Source organism: Microbacterium schleiferi, from assembly GCF_038150145.1.
Classification (GTDB): Bacteria; Actinomycetota; Actinomycetes; order Actinomycetales; family Microbacteriaceae; genus Microbacterium; species Microbacterium schleiferi_B.
In genome coordinates this window covers 1-17,202 of the sequence record NZ_JBBWSA010000014.1, presented here as the reverse complement: position 1 = coordinate 17,202, position 17,202 = coordinate 1, and the positions used below count along the sequence as shown (strand labels likewise).

20 protein-coding genes are annotated in these 17,202 nt (G+C 67.2%); 8 read left to right on the top strand and 12 right to left on the bottom strand.

The window, feature by feature from the left end; genetic code table 11:
* The first annotated feature begins 1 nt into the window (after nucleotide 1).
* Nucleotides 2-697, top strand: a complete 696-nt coding sequence (locus AADH62_RS13725) for a response regulator transcription factor (protein ID WP_341579979.1) — start codon at nucleotides 2-4, stop codon at nucleotides 695-697.
* 1 nt (nucleotide 698) lies between these two features.
* Nucleotides 699-2,075: a HAMP domain-containing sensor histidine kinase gene (locus AADH62_RS13720; protein ID WP_341579977.1), complete on the top strand. Its 1,377-nt coding sequence runs from the start codon at nucleotides 699-701 to the stop codon at nucleotides 2,073-2,075.
* On the opposite strand, the gene gnd is transcribed toward AADH62_RS13720, so the two are convergent.
* Nucleotides 2,063-3,121, bottom strand: coding sequence for a phosphogluconate dehydrogenase (NAD(+)-dependent, decarboxylating) (gene gnd, locus AADH62_RS13715; protein ID WP_341579976.1), 1,059 nt, complete (start codon nucleotides 3,119-3,121; stop codon nucleotides 2,063-2,065). The genes AADH62_RS13720 and gnd overlap by 13 nt on opposite strands.
* Nucleotides 3,122-3,210: 89 nt before the next feature.
* Complete coding sequence (locus AADH62_RS13710; RefSeq protein WP_341579974.1) at nucleotides 3,211-3,333, bottom strand: hypothetical protein; 123 nt, start codon at nucleotides 3,331-3,333, stop codon at nucleotides 3,211-3,213.
* Between AADH62_RS13710 and AADH62_RS13705 the strand changes: the two genes are divergently transcribed.
* Entirely contained in the window at nucleotides 3,326-3,517 is a 192-nt protein-coding gene (locus AADH62_RS13705; RefSeq protein ID WP_341579973.1) for a hypothetical protein, read from the top strand. The genes AADH62_RS13710 and AADH62_RS13705 overlap by 8 nt on opposite strands.
* 82 nt (nucleotides 3,518-3,599) lie before the next feature.
* On the opposite strand, the gene AADH62_RS13700 is transcribed toward AADH62_RS13705, so the two are convergent.
* The 6 genes from AADH62_RS13700 to AADH62_RS13675 all read right to left on the bottom strand — a co-directional run bounded on the left by AADH62_RS13700 (nucleotide 3,600) and on the right by AADH62_RS13675 (nucleotide 7,494).
* Entirely contained in the window at nucleotides 3,600-3,926 is a 327-nt protein-coding gene (locus tag AADH62_RS13700; RefSeq protein ID WP_341579972.1) for a DUF389 domain-containing protein, read from the bottom strand.
* A gap of 7 nt (nucleotides 3,927-3,933) precedes the next feature.
* Entirely contained in the window at nucleotides 3,934-4,284 is a 351-nt protein-coding gene (locus tag AADH62_RS13695; protein ID WP_341579971.1) for a hypothetical protein, read from the bottom strand.
* A 71-nt stretch (nucleotides 4,285-4,355) separates the two neighbouring features.
* Nucleotides 4,356-5,585 (bottom strand): Dyp-type peroxidase, encoded by a 1,230-nt coding sequence (locus tag AADH62_RS13690; RefSeq protein ID WP_341579970.1) that lies wholly within the window; start codon nucleotides 5,583-5,585, stop codon nucleotides 4,356-4,358.
* Between the two features lie 2 nt (nucleotides 5,586-5,587).
* On the bottom strand, nucleotides 5,588-6,139 hold the full coding sequence (locus AADH62_RS13685; protein ID WP_341579969.1) for a copper chaperone PCu(A)C: 552 nt from the start codon (nucleotides 6,137-6,139) through the stop codon (nucleotides 5,588-5,590).
* Entirely contained in the window at nucleotides 6,136-6,807 is a 672-nt protein-coding gene (locus AADH62_RS13680; RefSeq protein WP_341579968.1) for a copper resistance CopC family protein, read from the bottom strand. Before AADH62_RS13680 ends, AADH62_RS13685 begins: the two co-directional genes overlap by 4 nt.
* 78 nt (nucleotides 6,808-6,885) lie before the next feature.
* A complete protein-coding gene (locus AADH62_RS13675; RefSeq protein ID WP_341579967.1) occupies nucleotides 6,886-7,494 on the bottom strand; it encodes a hypothetical protein in 609 nt (202 codons plus the stop codon).
* Between the two features lie 90 nt (nucleotides 7,495-7,584).
* Between AADH62_RS13675 and AADH62_RS13670 the strand changes: the two genes are divergently transcribed.
* The 3 genes from AADH62_RS13670 (at nucleotide 7,585) to cydB (ending at nucleotide 10,869) form a co-directional block, all read left to right on the top strand.
* Nucleotides 7,585-8,229 carry a helix-turn-helix transcriptional regulator gene (locus AADH62_RS13670; RefSeq protein ID WP_341579966.1) on the top strand — a complete coding sequence of 215 codons (645 nt, stop codon included), beginning with the start codon at nucleotides 7,585-7,587 and terminating at the stop codon, nucleotides 8,227-8,229.
* A 153-nt stretch (nucleotides 8,230-8,382) separates the two neighbouring features.
* Nucleotides 8,383-9,825, top strand: a complete 1,443-nt coding sequence (locus AADH62_RS13665) for a cytochrome ubiquinol oxidase subunit I (RefSeq protein ID WP_341579965.1) — start codon at nucleotides 8,383-8,385, stop codon at nucleotides 9,823-9,825.
* Between the two features lie 12 nt (nucleotides 9,826-9,837).
* Nucleotides 9,838-10,869 (top strand): cytochrome d ubiquinol oxidase subunit II, encoded by a 1,032-nt coding sequence (gene cydB / locus AADH62_RS13660; RefSeq protein WP_341579964.1) that lies wholly within the window; start codon nucleotides 9,838-9,840, stop codon nucleotides 10,867-10,869.
* A gap of 76 nt (nucleotides 10,870-10,945) precedes the next feature.
* On the opposite strand, the gene AADH62_RS13655 is transcribed toward cydB, so the two are convergent.
* Genes AADH62_RS13655 through AADH62_RS13640 form a run of 4 tightly spaced genes read right to left on the bottom strand, consistent with a single transcriptional unit; the run spans nucleotide 10,946 to nucleotide 13,709 of the window.
* Complete coding sequence (locus tag AADH62_RS13655; protein ID WP_341579963.1) at nucleotides 10,946-11,716, bottom strand: ABC transporter ATP-binding protein; 771 nt, start codon at nucleotides 11,714-11,716, stop codon at nucleotides 10,946-10,948.
* Complete coding sequence (locus AADH62_RS13650) at nucleotides 11,713-12,531, bottom strand: ABC transporter permease (RefSeq protein ID WP_341579962.1); 819 nt, start codon at nucleotides 12,529-12,531, stop codon at nucleotides 11,713-11,715. Before AADH62_RS13650 ends, AADH62_RS13655 begins: the two co-directional genes overlap by 4 nt.
* The gene (modA, locus tag AADH62_RS13645; RefSeq protein WP_341579961.1) at nucleotides 12,528-13,313 is read right to left on the bottom strand and encodes a molybdate ABC transporter substrate-binding protein; all 786 of its coding nucleotides are present in this window, start codon (nucleotides 13,311-13,313) and stop codon (nucleotides 12,528-12,530) included. Before modA ends, AADH62_RS13650 begins: the two co-directional genes overlap by 4 nt.
* Before the next feature lie 3 nt (nucleotides 13,314-13,316).
* Nucleotides 13,317-13,709, bottom strand: coding sequence for a TOBE domain-containing protein (locus AADH62_RS13640; RefSeq protein WP_341579960.1), 393 nt, complete (start codon nucleotides 13,707-13,709; stop codon nucleotides 13,317-13,319).
* A gap of 172 nt (nucleotides 13,710-13,881) precedes the next feature.
* On the opposite strand from AADH62_RS13640, the gene cydD reads away from it, so the two are divergent.
* Complete coding sequence (gene cydD / locus AADH62_RS13635; protein ID WP_341579959.1) at nucleotides 13,882-15,543, top strand: thiol reductant ABC exporter subunit CydD; 1,662 nt, start codon at nucleotides 13,882-13,884, stop codon at nucleotides 15,541-15,543.
* The gene (gene cydC / locus AADH62_RS13630) at nucleotides 15,540-17,201 is read left to right on the top strand and encodes a thiol reductant ABC exporter subunit CydC (protein ID WP_341579958.1); all 1,662 of its coding nucleotides are present in this window, start codon (nucleotides 15,540-15,542) and stop codon (nucleotides 17,199-17,201) included. The genes cydD and cydC overlap by 4 nt, the downstream gene beginning before the upstream one ends.
* Nucleotide 17,202: the final 1 nt, after the last annotated feature.

Genomic DNA, 17,202 nt, shown 5'->3' with positions numbered 1-17,202 from the left:
CATGAGCGCCCGCATCCTCGTGGTCGATGACGACGACGAGATCCGTGCGATGTTGGATTCGACGCTGCGATTCAGCGGCTTCGAGGTCGCGCAGGCATCCACCGGGGCTGATGCGATTGCGGCTCTCGCTGCGACACCACCCGATGTCGTCGTTCTGGATGTCATGATGCCGGGGGTCGACGGATTCGAAGTCGTGCAGCTGATCCGTCGCCGCGACGCCACGCTCCCTGTTCTCTTCCTCTCGGCTCGCGATGCCGTCGAGGACCGTGTCCGCGGGCTGCGACTGGGCGGTGATGACTACGTCACAAAACCCTTCAGCGCCGTCGAGGTCATCGCCCGCATCGAGACGCTCCTGCGCCGCTCCGCGCCGACAGAGGAACCCGGTGAGGATGCCGCCATCCGTGTCGCGGACCTCATGCTTGACGAGCAGCGTCACCTGGTCGAGCGTGGCGGGACACGCATCGACCTCTCGCCGACGGAGTTCCGGCTGCTGCAGATACTCATGGCCAATCCCGACCAGGTCCTGTCTAAGAGTCAGATCCTGAGAGAAGTGTGGCTCTACGACTTCGGCGGCGAGGCGAACGTCGTCGAGCGCTTCATCTCGAGCCTGCGACGCAAGCTCGATGCGCATGGAGATCCGCTGATCGAAACGGTGCGCGGCTTCGGTTACGTCCTACGCACGGATGCCGGTCGCTGACGTGCGATCGATCAGGGCACGGCTGACGGTGACCCTCGCTGTCGTGATGGTAGCCGTCGTCCTCGGCGGCGCGGTCATCGCCTCCTTCGCGATCTTTCCGCTGCTGAGCCAACGCGACCTCACCCAGCTCGAGAACACGGCGCAGCGGATGACCGCGGGGCTGGATGCGACCGGGGGCGCTGTCATCTCGAGCGAGACCGTGCAGCGCATCGCGGCTGACTCGCTCGGCATCGTCCTTCTCGGCGATGAGGGCGTGCTGACGGCTGCCGGCATCCCGGAAGCAGACGTTCCCGCGATCGTGACTCGCGCGGCTCACGAGCCGACCGATATCGATGGCCGGTACCTCGCCGAGACGATCGACACGACGGGGCTCGCCCTCTCGTTCAGCGAGAACGCGAGCGACGTTCCGGTGACCTCGGCAGTCCTCGTCGTGCGCACGACCGATCGCGAGGCCAATGGCGTTCTTCTGATCTCGGCGCTCTCGGTGACAGCGGTCGTGACGACCATCATCCTGATCATCGCTGCAGCACTGGTCGTCGGACGCGGGCTCCGGCCACTGACAGCCATGGCCGAGCACGCCGAACGCATCGCTGAGGGCGACCGCACGCTACGCCTTCCGGTCGAGACCAGCGGAGATCCGGCTATCGCGCGGATGGCGAGCACCGTGAACCTCGCCTTCGACGTGCAAGAGGATGCCGAGAACCGCATGCGCTCGTTCGTTGCGGATGCCTCGCACGAGTTGCGTACGCCGTTGACGACGGCCAGCGGATGGGTCGAGCTCTACCTCCGCGGTGGCCTGACCGACCCCGAGGCTCTCACTGAAGCCATGGCGCGAGTCGAACGACAGCTCGGGCGCATGAGGCTGCTCACCGACGAGTTGTCTCTGCTCGCGCGGACCGACTCCGGGCGTCCGCTCGAGAACGCGGCGGTCGATCTTGCCGCCGTGGCCGCGGAGGTCGTCTCGGACGCTCGCGTGCTGCATCCTGAACGCCGTCTCATCGTCGACACCGATGGTCCCGCGTGGGTTCTCGGCGACGAACCTCGCCTGACCCAGGTCGCGCGCAACCTCGTGGGGAATGCGTTGCAGCACACCCCTCCGGATGCCGAGGTCACCGTCAGCACGCGGACGAACGCCGACCGCGTCATCCTGCGGGTGCAGGACACCGGACCAGGCATCCCCGCCGATCAACTTCCCCACGTGTTCGAACGGTTCTGGCGCGGCGACTCGTCGCGCCACTCCGCGGGATCTGGCCTCGGACTTGCAATCGCCCATGCCCTGGTGAGCGCGCACGGCGGCATCCTGCGCGTCACGAGCGCGCCGGGCCAGGGCACGACGTTCGAAGCGAGCCTTCCCGCGCTCGATGTTCAGCCGGCCTGATCGGACTTCCGAGAACCGGCCTCCAACACATCGCCGGTGGGGAGTTCGTGGTGGCCACCGAACTGCAGGCGCATCGCCGACAGCAGTTGGTTGGCGTAGTGATCCTCGTCACGGGACGCGAACCGCTCGAACAGCGCTGCCGAGAGCACGGGAGCGGGAACCCCGGTGTCTACGGCAGCCTTGACGGTCCAGCGACCTTCGCCCGAGTCGGAGACCCGGCCTGCAAGTCCATCGAGCGTGGGGTTCTCTTCGAGAGCCGCGGCGGTGAGGTCCAGCAGCCACGACGAGATCACCGATCCGCGACGCCACAGCTCGGCGACCTTCGGCGTGTCGATCGTGAACTGGTAGAACTCGGGTTCTTCCAGCGGGGCGATCTCAGCCGAGTGCTCGGCTTCGCGAACTCCCGCGTCGGCGTTCTTGAGGATGTTCATTCCCTCGGCGAGCGCGGCCATGATCCCGTACTCGATGCCGTTGTGGACCATCTTCACGAAGTGGCCGGCCCCCGATGGGCCGCAGTGCAGGTAGCCGAGTTCTTCGGGGGCGTAGTCGCCGGCGCGTCCCGGCGTGCGCTCGATGTCGCCCTTGCCAGGCGCGATGGTCTTGAGGATCGGCTCGATGCGGTCGAACGCCTCGTTCGGACCGCCGACCATGAGGCAGTAGCCACGCTCGAGGCCGAACACGCCACCGCTGGTGCCGGCATCCACGTAATGGATGCCCTTCGGCTTGAGCTTGGCGGCCCGGCGCACATCGTCGCGGTAGTTGGAGTTGCCGCCGTCAATGATGATGTCGCCCGGCTCGAGCACCTCGGCTACCTGGTCGACGACGTCGCCCGTGAGACCCGCGGGGATCATGAGCCAGATCGCGCGCGGCGCCTCGAGCTTGCTCGCCATGTCGGCAAACGACTCCGCGCCTGTCGCACCCTCGCCCGCGAGCGCGGTAACGGCATCCGCATTCACGTCGTAAACGACGCACTCGTGCCCATCGTTCATGAGGCGGCGCACGATGTTCGCGCCCATTCGTCCGAGTCCGACCATTCCCAGTTGCATTGCGGTTCCTTACGTTGTCGATGTCGACTGACGCGGCTACCCGATCCGGAAGCTCATTCGCAGTCTAGAGAGCCCGCTGATGTGAATCGTCAGCGGATCGCGTACTCAGCTTCGGTCTGCACGCGCACCGTTACGCCCACGAACTCAGGAAGGCCATCGAGCGCTGCCGTGAGGTCGTCAGTGGCCGGGATCTCACCGTCATCCGTGACCACATCGATCGTTGCGTTCAGCCCGACCCAGTGGACATCCGAGATGGATGCCGTGGGATCGGCGCTTATCCACTCCTGGGAGGCATTGCGAATCGTGAGGCCCCACGACGTGAGCAACAATGACGCGACGGTGTTCAGCGCCAGCGGGATGACGACGATGACTGCCGCGATTCCGACGATGGCGTAGGCCCGCCTCCGCCGAGCTGTCGGGAGCGAGCTGGGCTCGCGGGCATATCCGGCGAGCGTGAAGACGACGCTCCCCGCGATGATCAGCGCGACGGCGTTCGAGAGGAACAGCCACAGTGCACCGACCGCAGTAGCGAGCTGACAACAAGGCGCAACTGCCCGACGACGATCCCGAGCGCGATGCCGAGGATCGGAGTGGCAAGCGGCGCGATGATCATGGCCCCGATGACCGTCGCCGTCGAGTCGCCGAGAACGCCTGCCGCGGCGATGATCGCCGAGAGCACGAGCATGATCAGGAAGGCCGAGCGCTTACGCCCCACCTCCCCGGCGCCGAGGTTCAGCGCATCGTGGAGCTCATCGACCGACAGGCGCTGCGATGGCGGGATGAGCGCCTCCGTGAGCCGAGACACGGTGACCTCAGCGGAAGAAGCTGTTGGCGCGCGACGTGAACAACAGCAGCAGGCCGACCAGCGGCAGCACCGCCGATCCCACAGCTGACCACAGCTGGGCAGGCTCGGTGATCATGAGATACACCGAGCCGGCAATGTTCAGCACGAAGACCGCGGCGGTGAGGATGCGGGCGCCGTTGCTGCCGCCAAACAGACCCAGGCTCACGAGAATCGTGACGAAGCCGATGAGCATCGCGAGAATGCCGAGGGTTATCTCGCCGCCGATCATCAGCAGCACTCCCGCGATGATCTGCAGCGCACCCGTGAGCCAGGCGATGATCGCCACCAGGGTGACTCCGAAAGGTCGCCTACCCGCCATGTTCCCCTCCCAGCGGGGCGCCCGCCCGGCGCGGCATCCGTCCCGTGGGCATCACTGTAGCGGGAGCGGCGCTACGCGAGGAGGGTCTCTCCCACGAAGCCGCCCTCCGCACACCCCGGTGGCACAGCGAACACCGCCGAGCCGATCGGGATCGTCCACTCGTTGAGCAGGTCGAGGTCGGCAAGACGCTGCTGCATCGGCACGAACTGCGCGTCGATGTCGGCCTGGAACGACGCGAAGATCAGCCCCGAGTCCGAGAGCGCACCCCCTGTCGGAGCATCGTCGTAGTTGTACGGACGGCGCAGGATGCGTTCCCGAGGGTTATCGCTACGGGCACGCCGCATGTGCGAGAACTCCGGGATCACGGGGAAGCCGAGCGCGGTGCGCGCCTCGAAGTCCGGGGCGTCGGTCTCGGCAGTCCCGGTCAGCGGCGCCCCGGTGTCGAGGGTGCGGCCGATGGACTGTTCTCGTCCCGACCGATCGAGCTTGTCCCACGTGTCAAGCGTCATCCGGATGCGGCGCACAACCATCCCGGTGCCGCCGGCGAGCCATCCGTCCGAGCTCCAGACGACCTCGTCGAAGTCCGCCGTCCCCGCCACCAGGTTGACGGTGCCGTCAACCTGGCCGAAGAGGTTCCGCATGCTCCGCTCGGGGTAGGCGCCGGCCGAGCGGCGGAAACCCTGCTGCACCCACCGCACGGTGGTGAACGAACGCGAGTCCTTCAGCAGCATCCGCGTCGCGTGTGCGACCACGAGGGGGTCGTCGGCCGCGATCTGGATGAGCAGATCACCGCCCGTGTACGCGGGCTCGAGCCTGTCGATCGAGAACGCAGGAAGAGGCTTCAGCCACGCCGGCCCGACACCTCCCGCCCGCGCGACGAACTCCGGACCGAACCCGAAGGTGACAGTAAGCCTGGCCCTGGCGATCGCCAGCTCGGGCTCCGAGTCAGCCAGCGCCGGCTCGCCGCGGGTCAGGCGCGCAGCATCGTCGGTCAAGACCTTCATCATGCGTCGTTGCCCCTCGCGCTGCACCTCTGGCAGCAAGTCGAGCGCGACGAAGGTCCCGTAGGTCTGAGCGGAGGTGTCGATCCCCGCCTGGTGGGCACCGTAGAAGGGAACGATCTCGACGCCGTCTTGCGGGGTCGAGCCGGATGCCGCGGGTACAGCAGCGTCCGTGCCGGAGTTCAGGGCGAGGTCGATGCCGATCGCCGCGGCCGCGCCGACGCCGGCGACAGCTCCCCCCACGAGGAACTGTCGCCGGGTCGACCCGGGGCGACCGGAGTGAGTCCGATCGGCGGTCATCGTTACTGGTCGCCGCCCATGTCCATGCCGGAGTGGTCGTCGCCCATATCCATGCCGCCGCCGTTGTAGTTCTCGTCAGCACCCGTGAAGTCCTTCACCGGTGCGGTGAAGTCCATCGTCGAGCCGTCCTCGAACGTGACGGTGAATGTCGCTTCGTCCCCGGCGACGAGCGGGGCGGTGAGATCCATGAGCATGAAGTGGAAACCCCCGGGCTCGAGCGTCAGGCTGCCGCCGGCCGGAACGACAAATCCGCCGTCCTTCTGCTGCATGACCATGCTGCCGCTGCCGTCGTCGACGACCTCGTGCAGTTCCATCATCGAGGATGCATCCGAGGTGATCGAGACGATCACGGCATCGCTATCGCCGGTGTTTTCGAGCTCACCGAACGCGGCGGACATGCCGCTGTCAGCGGCCTTGACCCACGCATCCGTGATCGTGACGGAGTCGGCTTCGGTGGCAGCTGTCGTACCGGTGTCCGTGGACGCACAGCCGGCGAGGCCGAGGGCCGCCGCAACCAGAAGGATGCCGAATCGGGTGGAAATGCGGGTGTTCACAGGTTTCCCTTTCGGGGCTTCGGGGGCTCCTCATCGGAGCCCCGGCGGGCGCGCCTGGCGCGGCCGCGAAGGAAGAAGAGAACCAGCCCGAGCAGGGCGAGCGCGGATGCCGCCCCGATCGCGCCGATCAGGACGACGCGCGGAATGCCGCCGTCCTCTGCCGCGGAGTCCAGCGGCGCGGTGGTCGCGTCATCGGAAGGACCACCGGTGGCCTGATCTGCTGTCGGCGTGGGTGAACTCACGGGGGTCGGCGTAGCCGTCGGCGCCGGGGAGGCCGCCGCCGGGTCATCCACCGTGAAGGGAATGAGACCGGAAATCGGATGCCCGTCCGACGAGACGACCCGCCAACGTACTTCGTATGCCCCGTTCGGCATCCCCTCGTCGAGGGCCACCGTCAGGGTGTCGAAGTCGATCTGGATGTCGCCAGCGACCCAGTCGTTCTCCTGAGCATCCGCGACGATCACGGCTGCTCCCATCTGCATGATCTCGGCTGAGAACGTCAGTTCCACGCTGGTCGGGGCCGCCGCCAGCTGCCCGTTTTGCTGAGGAGAGCTTGCGACGAGTTCGTCGTGCGCCCAGGCTGGCGCGGCAACGAGAGACAGTGCGACGGTGGCCGCGACGACCGAAGCCGCAAAGGCCCCGGCGCGCGCGCGAAGAGACAACGACATAAAAACGCCTTTCGTGAGTGAACGTCGATGCGCCTCCCCCGGCGCCGAGCCGGCAGCCGCAGGAGTCGAAACAGAGAGTCAGACCACGAAAGACAGAGGCGGACCGCGTCGGCGCACGAGCGAGACAACGCGCGCCGAACGCAGGGGTTCCGCAGGGGTACACACGATCCCGGGTCGCTCAGCAACCGCGGGAAGTTGAACCTCGCCGAGGAGAATGCGTCGGCGCGCCCATGCGAGCAGCTCGCGCGCCAGGTCGCCAAGACGGATGACGAGCTTCTCGCCGCGGTACAACGCTGCGACAGTGAGCGCGGCGGCAACGAGGTGGGCAAGCCACATCGACAGGTCTGCAGCGACCGCCGTCGTTCCCGTCGTCAGGTCGAGGGTGGGGAGGCCATGAACGTGACCGGTGGCGGCCCCATCCGTCGCAGCTCCACTGTCGGCACCGAGGACGAAGAGCACGTGGAACAGAAGCTGGCTGAGCACGACCGCAACACTCAGCCGCGGCAGCGAGAGAGCGCGGCCAACCAACACCGTGCACACAGCGAGTGAAAGCACCCACGGCACGGCGATTCCAAGCCAGTGGGGCATCGTCCCACCCGCCGCCACGTGCGAGAACAGCGCGACGAAGGTCGCGATCGACGCGGCGACTGAGGCGCGGATGACGCGCGTCGCTCGCGATCGGGACATGAAACCCATTGTCGCAAAGATCGACTCGGTACCCGCGCACGGGACCTTATTCCCGGTTGGCCGGCCCGATTCCCGACCCATAATCCTGCTATGCCCCGCGTCACCTACAGTGCGATCTCCAGCTTCTCCCGCGTCCGCATCCTGTTTCTGCTGCAGGAGCGACCCGAACGGACCGTCACCGAACTCTGCGAAGCTACCGGCCTGCACGCCAACACCGTGCGCGAACACCTCCAGCGCCTCGTTGACGGCGGCTACGTAGTAGCCGAAACCGAGCACCGCACGACACGCGGCAGGCCCCGCGTGCTGTATTCGGCCGCTACCGGACAGGACCGAGACTCAACCAGTGCCGTTGCACGCCACAAGGCCCGGGCTGCCGCGCAACGCGGCGATCTCATGCGCCGCGTCATGCCGTGGACCGATGTCGATGACCTGCCGACGGATGCCGTTCATCAGCTCGACGCGCTGGTGGAAGATCTTGGGGATGCCGGATTCGAGCCGATCGTCGACGAGTCGGCCCTCACCGTCGACCTCTCCCCGTGCCCGCACGCCTCCGCGAGCCCGCGCGATCGGGAGACCCTGTGCGCGGTTCACCTCGGCCTGATGGATAGCGTGCTTTCCCAGGCAGGGGGGCCGCTGCGCGTCGAGTGCATGACCGCGTCTGTGCACCCGGAGCGGTGCGTGGTCAAGCTTCTCGCCGCGCGCGCCTCGCGCCAGGCGGAACTCGTCGCGAGCTGACCGGACCAAGGTCCTCCTGTGCGCCACGGCCATCGCGCTACCGTGATGAGGTCAGACGTGGGGCTTATTCACGGCCCCAACTTTCACCCCGACTGATGGAGCCGGGAGTAGCGTGACCACCAGTACACAACCTCGATCTGGGGGGAAATGATCATGGATCTGCTCGATCCGCTGCTGCTAGCCCGATGGCAGTTCGGCCTCACGACGCTGTACCACTTCCTGTTCGTGCCGCTGACCCTCGGCATGTCGGTCACCGTCGCGATCTTCCAAACCGTCTGGTATCGCACCGGCGACGTGAAGTGGCTGCACCTGACCCGGTTCTTCGGAAAGATCTTCCTGATCAACTTCGCGATGGGCGTGGTAACCGGCATCGTGCAGGAGTTCCAGTTCGGCATGAACTGGTCGTCCTACTCGCGGTTCGTCGGTGATGTCTTCGGCGCCCCGCTCGCGTTCGAAGGCCTCATGGCGTTCTTCTTCGAAGCGACCTTCATCGGCCTCTGGATCTTCGGGTGGGACAAACTCCCGAAGGGGCTGCACCTGGCATCCATCTGGATCGCCTCGATCGGCGCGATGCTCTCGGCCTACATCATCATCGCGGCCAACGCCTTCATGCAGAACCCGGTCGGCTACCAGATGGCAGAAGACGGCAGCCGCGCGGAGATGAACAACTTCCTCGAGGTCGTGTTCAACCCGATCGCCCTGGCTGCCTTCCCGCACACGATCTTCGCCGCGTTCATGTTCTCGTCGGGCGTCGTGATCGCAGCCGCTGCCTGGCACATGGCACGCAAGCGCAACATCGAGATGATGCGCCCCGCCCTGAAGTTCGGCCTGTGGGGCATGATCGTCGCTTTCGCCGGCACCTTCCTTGCCGGCGACCAGCTGGGCCTCGTGATGGTCTCCACCCAGCCGATGAAGATGGCCGCAGCCGAGGCGCTGTTCAACACCGCCTGCGGGGCCGACGCATCCTTCTCGATCTTCTCGATCGGGACTCCCGACGGCACCGGCGAGATCTGGTCGATCCGTGTGCCGTACCTGCTCTCGCTCCTGTCCACGCACACGCTCGACGGATGCGTCGAAGGCATCAACGACCTGAACGCGCAGTACGCCGCGCAGTGGCCGGATCTTGCCGCGCAGGTCGATGGCGTCTTCAACCCGGTGCTGTGGATCACCTACTGGGCGTTCCGCTGGATGATGGGCCTCGGCTTCCTCGCGACCTTCATCGCGATCGTGGGCCTGTGGCTGACCCGCAAGAACGCAAAGCGCGAGGTTCCCCGCTGGGCCTGGAGCGTCGCGATCTGGAGCGCCCCGATCGCGCTGCTGGGGTCGCTCGTCGGCTGGGTCTTCACCGAGATGGGTCGCCAACCGTGGATCGTGTTCAGCCTCATGCTGACCGAGGACGGCGTGTCCCCCAGTGTTCCCGGCTGGTCGGTGCTGATCTCGCTCGTCGCTTTCACCGCGATCTACGCCTCGCTTGCGGTGGTCGAGTTCGGCCTCATCCTCAAGACGGTGCACAAGGGACCAGACCCGCTTCCTGAGCCCGGCAGCACGGACGCCGAACCGCCTGCCCTCGAAGACACCCCGACGACGGTCTACTAGGAGCTGATCATCATGGATCTTGCATACCTCTGGTTCTGGATCGTCGGAGTCCTGTTCGTCGGCTACTTCGTTCTCGACGGCTTCGACTTCGGCGTGGGCATGTCGCTCCCCTTCCTCGGTAAAGACGAGGTCGGCAAGCGTCAGATCATCAACACGATCGGTCCCGTCTGGGACTTCAACGAGACCTGGCTCATCGTCGCCGGTGCCTGCCTGTTCGCGGCCTACCCCGAGTGGTACGCCTCCCTGTTCAGCGGGTTCTACCTGGCGCTGCTGCTGATCCTCCTCGCCCTCATCCTGCGCGGTGTCTCGTTCGAGTACCGCCACCAGCGCGAGGGGCTGCGCTGGAAGAAGGGCTTCGACACGATGATCGTCATCGGGTCGGTGCTGCCGGCGCTGCTGTGGGGGGTCGCTGTCGCCAACCTCGTGCAAGGTGTTCCGCTGGATGAGAACCACGAGTACACCGGGTCGCTGCTCACGCTGCTCAACCCGTACGGGCTCCTCGGTGGTATCACCCTCGTGCTGGTGCTGTTCCTGCACGGCCTGTACTTCATCGGTCTCAAGACCGACGGTCAGGTGCATCAGGATGCCAAGCGCCTCGCAACCCGGGTCGGTTTCATCACCGTCGTGGTGGCTGCAGCGTTCCTGATCTGGACGATCTTCATCGCCGCGGCCCACGAAGCGCCCCTGCTGCCGCTGGTGATCGCCGCTGCGGCTCTGGCAGCCGTCGCCCTGCTCTTGTCGATGTTCTTCCACACGAAAGAACGCGAGGGCTGGGCATTCACGGCGGGAATCTTCACTGTCGCATTCGCGGTACTCACGCTGTGGATGTCGATGTTCCCGAACGTGATGCGCTCGTCGACGGATGTGGCGTTCAGCCTCACGATCGAGAACGCCTCGAGCACCGATTACACCCTCACGATCATGTCGTGGGCGGCGCTGATCTTCCTTCCGCTGGTCCTCGCCTACCAGGGCTGGACCTACTGGGTGTTCCGCAAGCGCGTCACCCGGTCGCGGATCGAGAAGGCAGAGCTCGTCAGCCACTGAGCCCGCCGAACACGGAGTCGGCCAAACACCGAGATTGTCGAGGACCGCCTGGCGCCACGCCAGGCGGTCCTCGCCTTCAGTCGTCGTCGCCGATACGCCCAGCGATGCGCACGTGGCTTGAGAGGGCCTGGGCAAACGGCGTAGCAGGATGCCGCAACACCTCCCGAACCGCCCCGTCCTGTGTCACCCTCCCCCGCTCGATCACGACGAGTCGATCGGCGATGGCCAGGGCATCGACCGGGTCGTGGGTGATCACCACTGCCGTGCTGCGCAGCTGATCTGCCAGCAGCATCCGGATCTCTGCCGCCGTCTGAATATCGAGCGAGGTTAGAGGCTCATCGAGCAGCACGAGCCGCGGTTCCACGGCGAGTGCCCGGGCCACAGCCACGCGCTGCTGCTGCCCGCCCGAGAGCTGGGCCGGCATTCGGTCGCCGAACCCGGCAAGACCAACGCGGTCGAGCCACTCATCGGCGGCACGCCCAGCGTCGGTGCGCGAGTGGCCACGCGCTCGAGGGCCGAACGCGACGTTCTCACGAGCACTGAGGTGCGGGAAGAGGCGGGCGTCTTGGCCGAGGAGCACGACCCCGCGATCCATCGGAGCGACGTGGATGCCGCGGCGGGCCGTGCTGCCGCGCACGGATGCGTCGGCGATCACCTCCCCGTCGAGTTCGATGCGACCGGCATCCAGGCGTACGAAGCCGGCGAGCGCAGCCACCAACGTCGACTTGCCCGCGCCACTCGGACCCATCACCGCAACGCACTCGCCCGGTGCGAGTTCGAGGTCCAGGTCGAGCGCGAACACCGAGGAACGGACGACGCGCATCCGTGCCGAGAGCGCGGCCGTCATCCGGGAACTCCGCGTCTCGGTGCCTCGCCTCGCCATCCGCGCACGAGCAGCAGCACCGCCAGCGCCGCCACCAGCAGGAGCAGCGAGAGCGCCACGGCAGTCCCTTGCGTGACACCGGCACCGTTGAAGGCTGTGTAGATCGCCAAAGGCATCGTCTGGGTCACCCCTGGCGCATTGCCGGCGAACAGCGCCGTCGCACCGAACTCACCGATCGCACGCGCGAAGCTCAGCACGACGCCGGCGATCAGCCCGGGCACTGCAAGGGGAAGTGTCACGCGGCGCAGGATCATCCACCGCCCGGCCCCGAGCCCGGCAGCGACCTGTTCGAGATCGGTGCCCGTGGCTCGAAGAGATCCCTCCACAGCAAGGACCAGGAACGGCAGCGCCACAAAGGTCTGGGCCATGACGACGGCTGTCGTGGTGAAGGGCAGCGCGATGCCGGCCTCGGCGAGCAGACCTCCCACCCAGCCGCGACGCCCGAACAGAAAGAGCAGGGCCACTCCCCCGACCATCGGCGGAAGCACCAGCGGCACCGTGACAAGGGCCCGAAGCACCGCGGCGATGCGCGGCGACGACCGTGCGATCAGGAGCGCCAGGGGAACACCCAGCAGCACACAGAACCCCGTCGCAGCAAACGCCGTTCCGAGGGACAGCCTAAGAGCTTGGACAGCCTCGGTGGAGGTGATGTCACCCCAGAAGGTTTCCCACTGCACCCGGGCGATGAGCGCGATGAGCGGCACGACCAGAAACGCGAGCCCGAGCAGCGCCGGAACGATCAGCGAGCGCGGCAGGAGCGTTCCGGTGCCAGGCCTCACGGCGCTCCGAATCCGAACGAAGCAAGGACGCTCTGTCCGTCGGGTCCGAGCACATAGGCGACAAAGGCTGCAGCAGCCTCGGGCGAGGCTGCTGCATCGAGCGTCACGATGGGATAAAGGTTAACCACGGCCTCCGCGCCGGCCGGAACGATCGACTCGATATCGGTGCGACCTGCGACATCCGTCCGGTACACCAGGCCCGCATCAGCCTCCCCGGCAGCGACCTTCGTGAGCACGGCGGTCACGTTCTGCTCAAGACTTGCGGGCGTCACTGCCACGTCAGCGCCAGCAAGGAGCTTCTGTGACGCAGACCCGCACGGCACTTCGGGGGCACACAGCACAAGTGACAGGTTTGGATCGGCGAGGTCGGCAAGGTCCGAGACATCCGCCGGGTTCCCCGCCGGCACGACGATCACGAGGGTGTTCGAGGCGAACAGTTCGGGCGCCTCGGCAAGCCCGGCATCCACGACAGTCCCCATGGTCGATTCGTTCGCGGCTGCGAAGACGTCAGCGGGGGCACCCTCGACGATCTGTGTGGCCAGGGTCGACGAGCCGTCGTAGGTGATCGGCCGAATGTCCACGTCCGGATAGGCGTCTTCGAACCCCGCCGCTATCTCGTCGAAGGCCGCCTGGAGTGAGGCAGCAGCGAAGATCGTGACCTCGCCAGAAGCGGCGGGCGTCGAGGCCGTCGGCGACGGGTCCGGGGCCGACGCCGAGCATCCGGCGAGGATGAGCACGGAAGCGGCGACAAGGGTAGCGCGGGCAACGGCGCGAAGAGGCACTGATCAGTCCTTCGGGGCTTCGACAATGACGGTGGTAGCTTTCACGACCGCAGCTGCGAGCGATCCGACCTGCAGCTCGAGCTCGTGGACGGCCTCGGCCGACATGAGCGAGACGACCCGATGCGGGCCGGACTGGATGTCGACCTGTGCCATGACCCCGTCGACCTGCACGCGCGTCACCAGACCCACGAACCGATTGCGGGCGCTCGAAAGCACGTCGGAACTGTCGGCTGCCTGCTGCGCGCGCTCCACCGCCCGCTGGGCGAGCGCATCACCGGGGATCTCTACCGGACTTGCTCCGGTCGTGGCGAGACTGCCTGCCTCGATCCACCGCCGGACGGTGTCATCACTGACGCCGAGCAGTCGGGCGGCGTCGGCAATGCGATATGTGCGCATGTTCGCACCCTAGCATCCGCGAATGCGGGTCCATTTCATCCATTGTTCCGCCCCAGCGGACAATACCTCGGATTCTTCCCGCTGCTACGGCAGATACATCCTGGCGTAGCAGCGGGACCTTTGGCACGGCCGATCTGGACGCCGGCCCGAGGAAATGAGGCAGACTCGATTCATGCCCGCCGAGCAGGACCGACCCACGCGTCGGGGACCTGTCGACCCGCGACTCCTGCGGTACGCGCGAAGCTCCCGAGGCTTCTTCGCCCTGATCGCGGCCATCGGGCTTGCCCAGACCCTGACGATCGTCGCCTTCGCCTGGTTCCTCACGACGGCGATCGTCGACGCGATCGGCGGGGTACCGCTGAACGAGCTCGCCCCGACGCTGACGATGCTCGGCGGCACGATTGCCGTGCGCGCGGTCTTGATCTGGGCACGCGAAGCGGCCTCGTCGCGAGCCGCTGCTCGCGTGGAGAGCGAACTGCGAGAACATCTCGTGGGCGCCGTCAGCACGCTCGGCCCGGAGTGGCTCGCGAACCGGAACACCGCACAGCTGGCAGTGACCGCGGGCCGGGGCCTCGAAGCCCTGGATGCCTACTTCGGCCGCTACCTGCCGCAACTGGTGCTCACCGCGATCGCCACGCCGATCCTCCTGGGCGTGATGTGGTGGCAGGACTGGCTGAGCGGCCTGATCGTGCTGCTGACCCTTCCTCTCATTCCGATCTTCATGGTGCTGATCGGACTGGCCACCCGCGCCGTTCAGCAGCGCCAATGGCGAACCCTCGGCCAGCTCGCCGCGCGCTTCAGCGACACCGTGCAGGGACTGTCGACCCTGAAGGTCTTCGGCCGACAGCACCGGGCAGCCGACTCGATCGAGAGTGTCACGACGCAGTACCGGCGAGAGACGATGAAGGTTCTGCGGGTCTCGTTCCTGTCGGGCTTCATGCTCGAGTTTCTCGCCTCGATCGCGGTCGCGATCGTCGCCGTGACGATTGGCTTCCGCCTCCTCGACGGTTCGCTGGCCCTCACGGTGGGCCTGTTCGTCCTGCTCCTGGCACCCGAGGCCTACCTCCCCCTTCGGCAGGTCGGCGTTCAGTTCCACGCGGCAGCGGAGGGCGTCGCCGCAACCGACGACATCTTCGCGGTGCTGGATGCCTACTCCGCCACGGTCGGCGGAGGTGGACGATCCCTCGACGCCCCCGATGGAGCCGAACTCGTGCTCGATGAACTCACCGTCCATCGCGGTGAGCGTGTTCTACCCGCCATCAGCCTTCGGGCCCGGCCCGGCCTCGTGACCCTCATCGAGGGCCCCAGCGGCGCGGGCAAGTCGAGCATCCTCGCCGCTCTGCGCCGTGCAGCGGGCTATTCCGGCGCAGCCAGCTACGGTGGCATCGAGATCGCCGCCCTCGATCCGGCCGGATGGCTCGCCTGGGCGGGGCAGCAGCCTGGACTCATCTCCGGCACTGTCGCTGCGAACGTCGCCCTGGGCGATACCCGCCCCGATGCCGCGCTCGTCGCACGGGCGCTTCGCTTGGCGTGCGCCGACGAGATCCACCCCGAGAAAGAACTCGGCGTCCAGGGAGCAGGGCTCTCCGGCGGGCAGGCGCAGCGCGTCGCGGTGGCGCGGGCGCTCTATCGACACCTCCGGAAAGCGGCGAGCGTCATCGCGCTCGACGAACCCAGCGCGGCACTGGATGCCGAGACCGAGGCGCGACTGTGGGCATCCGTTCGCGAGCTCGCCGACGCCGGCGCGACAGTTCTCTTGGTTTCCCATCGCGAGAGCGCGCGCGCGATCGCCGATCAGATCGTCACGGTGACCGTGAGCGAGGTGATGGCATGACCACGGCCCGCGACATTCTCCGGGGTGCGATGCCGCCGCTGCGTCGGTTCTGGCCCGGAGCGGCATCCGCCTTCATCTCGGAGGCGTCAGCGGTGGGGCTGCTGGCGACCAGCGCCTGGCTGATCGTTCGCTCCAGCGAAATGGTGCCGGTGCTCTATATCTCCGTCGCGGTCGTGGGAGTCCGTTTCTTCGCGCTGACCCGGTCGGTCTTCCGGTATGTCGACCGGCTCGCCGGCCACGACGCTGCCCTCCGTCAACTCGCCACCACACGCACCGACATGGTGCGCCGCCTCATCCCCCTCGCCCCCGACGGATTGACCCGTACCAAGCGCGGATCCGTCCTCGGCGCCCTCGTGGACGACGTCGACGATCTGCAGAACCTTCCGCTGCGGGTGGTGCAACCCCTGGTCGCGTCGGCGACAGTGGCGCTGGCGGCTGTCGTGCTGGTGACGATCATCTCGTGGCCCGCAGGACTGACCCTCCTCGCCTGCCTGGCGGTGGCCGCGCTCGTCGCTATCGGCTGGGGGTGGGTAGCCGGTGCCCGTGCGGAGCGGGCGATCGCGCCGCTGCGCTCCCGACTCGCGGATGCCCTTCTCGACCATCTCGGCAGCCTCGATGTGCTGCTGGCTTATGGCGCGGAGGAGCACAGCCGCGCCCGGATCCGGGATGCCGACCGCAAGCTCCGACGGGCGGTAGTCCGACGCGCCGGTGCGCAGGCGGGAGCCGCGGGGATCATCTCGCTGCTCGCCGGAGCAGCCTCGCTCGCCGCGATCCTGGTGACGATGCCTGCCGTCGCAACCGGAACCCTCACCGGCCCGGATCTCGCGGTGGCGGTCCTCGTCCCGATGGCGGTCTTCGAGGTCTTCGCCGCGGTCCCGCTTGCCGCCGCCGCCTGGCGCCAGGTGCACGCGTCGGCCGAGCGCATCGCTGCCACGATTCCAGCTGAGCCGCCCGCGGGGATCGTTCGCGACGAACCCGTCGCGAACGGAGTCGCCCCTGCGCTGGGCGACGGTGTGGTGCTGCGCAACCTCTCCGCGACCTGGCCGTACACCGACGACGCGGCGTTGCGAGGCGTTGACCTCGAGATCCGCCCCGGTGAGAGGCTCTTGGTCGTCGGGTCTTCGGGTGCTGGCAAGTCGACCCTCGCGCACGCCCTCGTGCGCTTCCTCGACAGCACCGGCGAGTATCGCATCGGCAACACCGACGCGCACGCGATCGCTTCGGACGACCTGCGCAGGACCGTCGGACTGTGCGAGCAAAATCCCATGCTGTTCGATGAAGACATCCGACAGAACCTGCTCTTTGCGCGCGACGACGCCACGGATGCCGACCTCGAGGCGGTTCTCGAACGCGTCGGGCTCGGACCGTGGCTGCGCGAGCGCGGCGGACTGGATGCCCGGGTCGGCGAGCGGGGCCAGCTGGTCTCGGGCGGCCAGGCACAGCGGATAGCCCTGGCCCGAGCACTGCTGCACGGGTTCCCCGTCCTGGTTCTTGACGAACCGACCGCCGGCGTCGACCCCGCAGCATCCGATGCGCTGCTCATCGACCTGCTGTCGGCCGTCGAGCCACACCAGTGCGTCGTGCTGATCTCGCACGTCACCGTGCCGGAGGGCCTGGTCGATCGCGTCGTGCGCCTTGAGCGCGGCGCTCTGGTCTAGA

Bases quoted from the DNA above. Each gene is read 5' to 3' on its own strand.
- AADH62_RS13725 (WP_341579979.1), top strand. From the start codon at position 2: ATGAGCGCCCGCATCCTCGTGGTCGATGACGACGACGAGATCCGTGCG.
- gnd (WP_341579976.1), bottom strand. From the start codon at position 3,121: ATGCAACTGGGAATGGTCGGACTCGGACGAATGGGCGCGAACATCGTG.
- AADH62_RS13695 (WP_341579971.1), bottom strand. From the start codon at position 4,284: ATGGCGGGTAGGCGACCTTTCGGAGTCACCCTGGTGGCGATCATCGCC.
- AADH62_RS13690 (WP_341579970.1), bottom strand. From the start codon at position 5,585: ATGACCGCCGATCGGACTCACTCCGGTCGCCCCGGGTCGACCCGGCGA.
- AADH62_RS13680 (WP_341579968.1), bottom strand. From the start codon at position 6,807: ATGTCGTTGTCTCTTCGCGCGCGCGCCGGGGCCTTTGCGGCTTCGGTC.
- AADH62_RS13675 (WP_341579967.1), bottom strand. From the start codon at position 7,494: ATGTCCCGATCGCGAGCGACGCGCGTCATCCGCGCCTCAGTCGCCGCG.
- AADH62_RS13670 (WP_341579966.1), top strand. From the start codon at position 7,585: ATGCCCCGCGTCACCTACAGTGCGATCTCCAGCTTCTCCCGCGTCCGC.
- AADH62_RS13665 (WP_341579965.1), top strand. From the start codon at position 8,383: ATGGATCTGCTCGATCCGCTGCTGCTAGCCCGATGGCAGTTCGGCCTC.
- cydB (WP_341579964.1), top strand. From the start codon at position 9,838: ATGGATCTTGCATACCTCTGGTTCTGGATCGTCGGAGTCCTGTTCGTC.
- AADH62_RS13655 (WP_341579963.1), bottom strand. From the start codon at position 11,716: ATGACGGCCGCGCTCTCGGCACGGATGCGCGTCGTCCGTTCCTCGGTG.
- AADH62_RS13640 (WP_341579960.1), bottom strand. From the start codon at position 13,709: ATGCGCACATATCGCATTGCCGACGCCGCCCGACTGCTCGGCGTCAGT.
- cydD (WP_341579959.1), top strand. From the start codon at position 13,882: ATGCCCGCCGAGCAGGACCGACCCACGCGTCGGGGACCTGTCGACCCG.
- cydC (WP_341579958.1), top strand. From the start codon at position 15,540: ATGACCACGGCCCGCGACATTCTCCGGGGTGCGATGCCGCCGCTGCGT.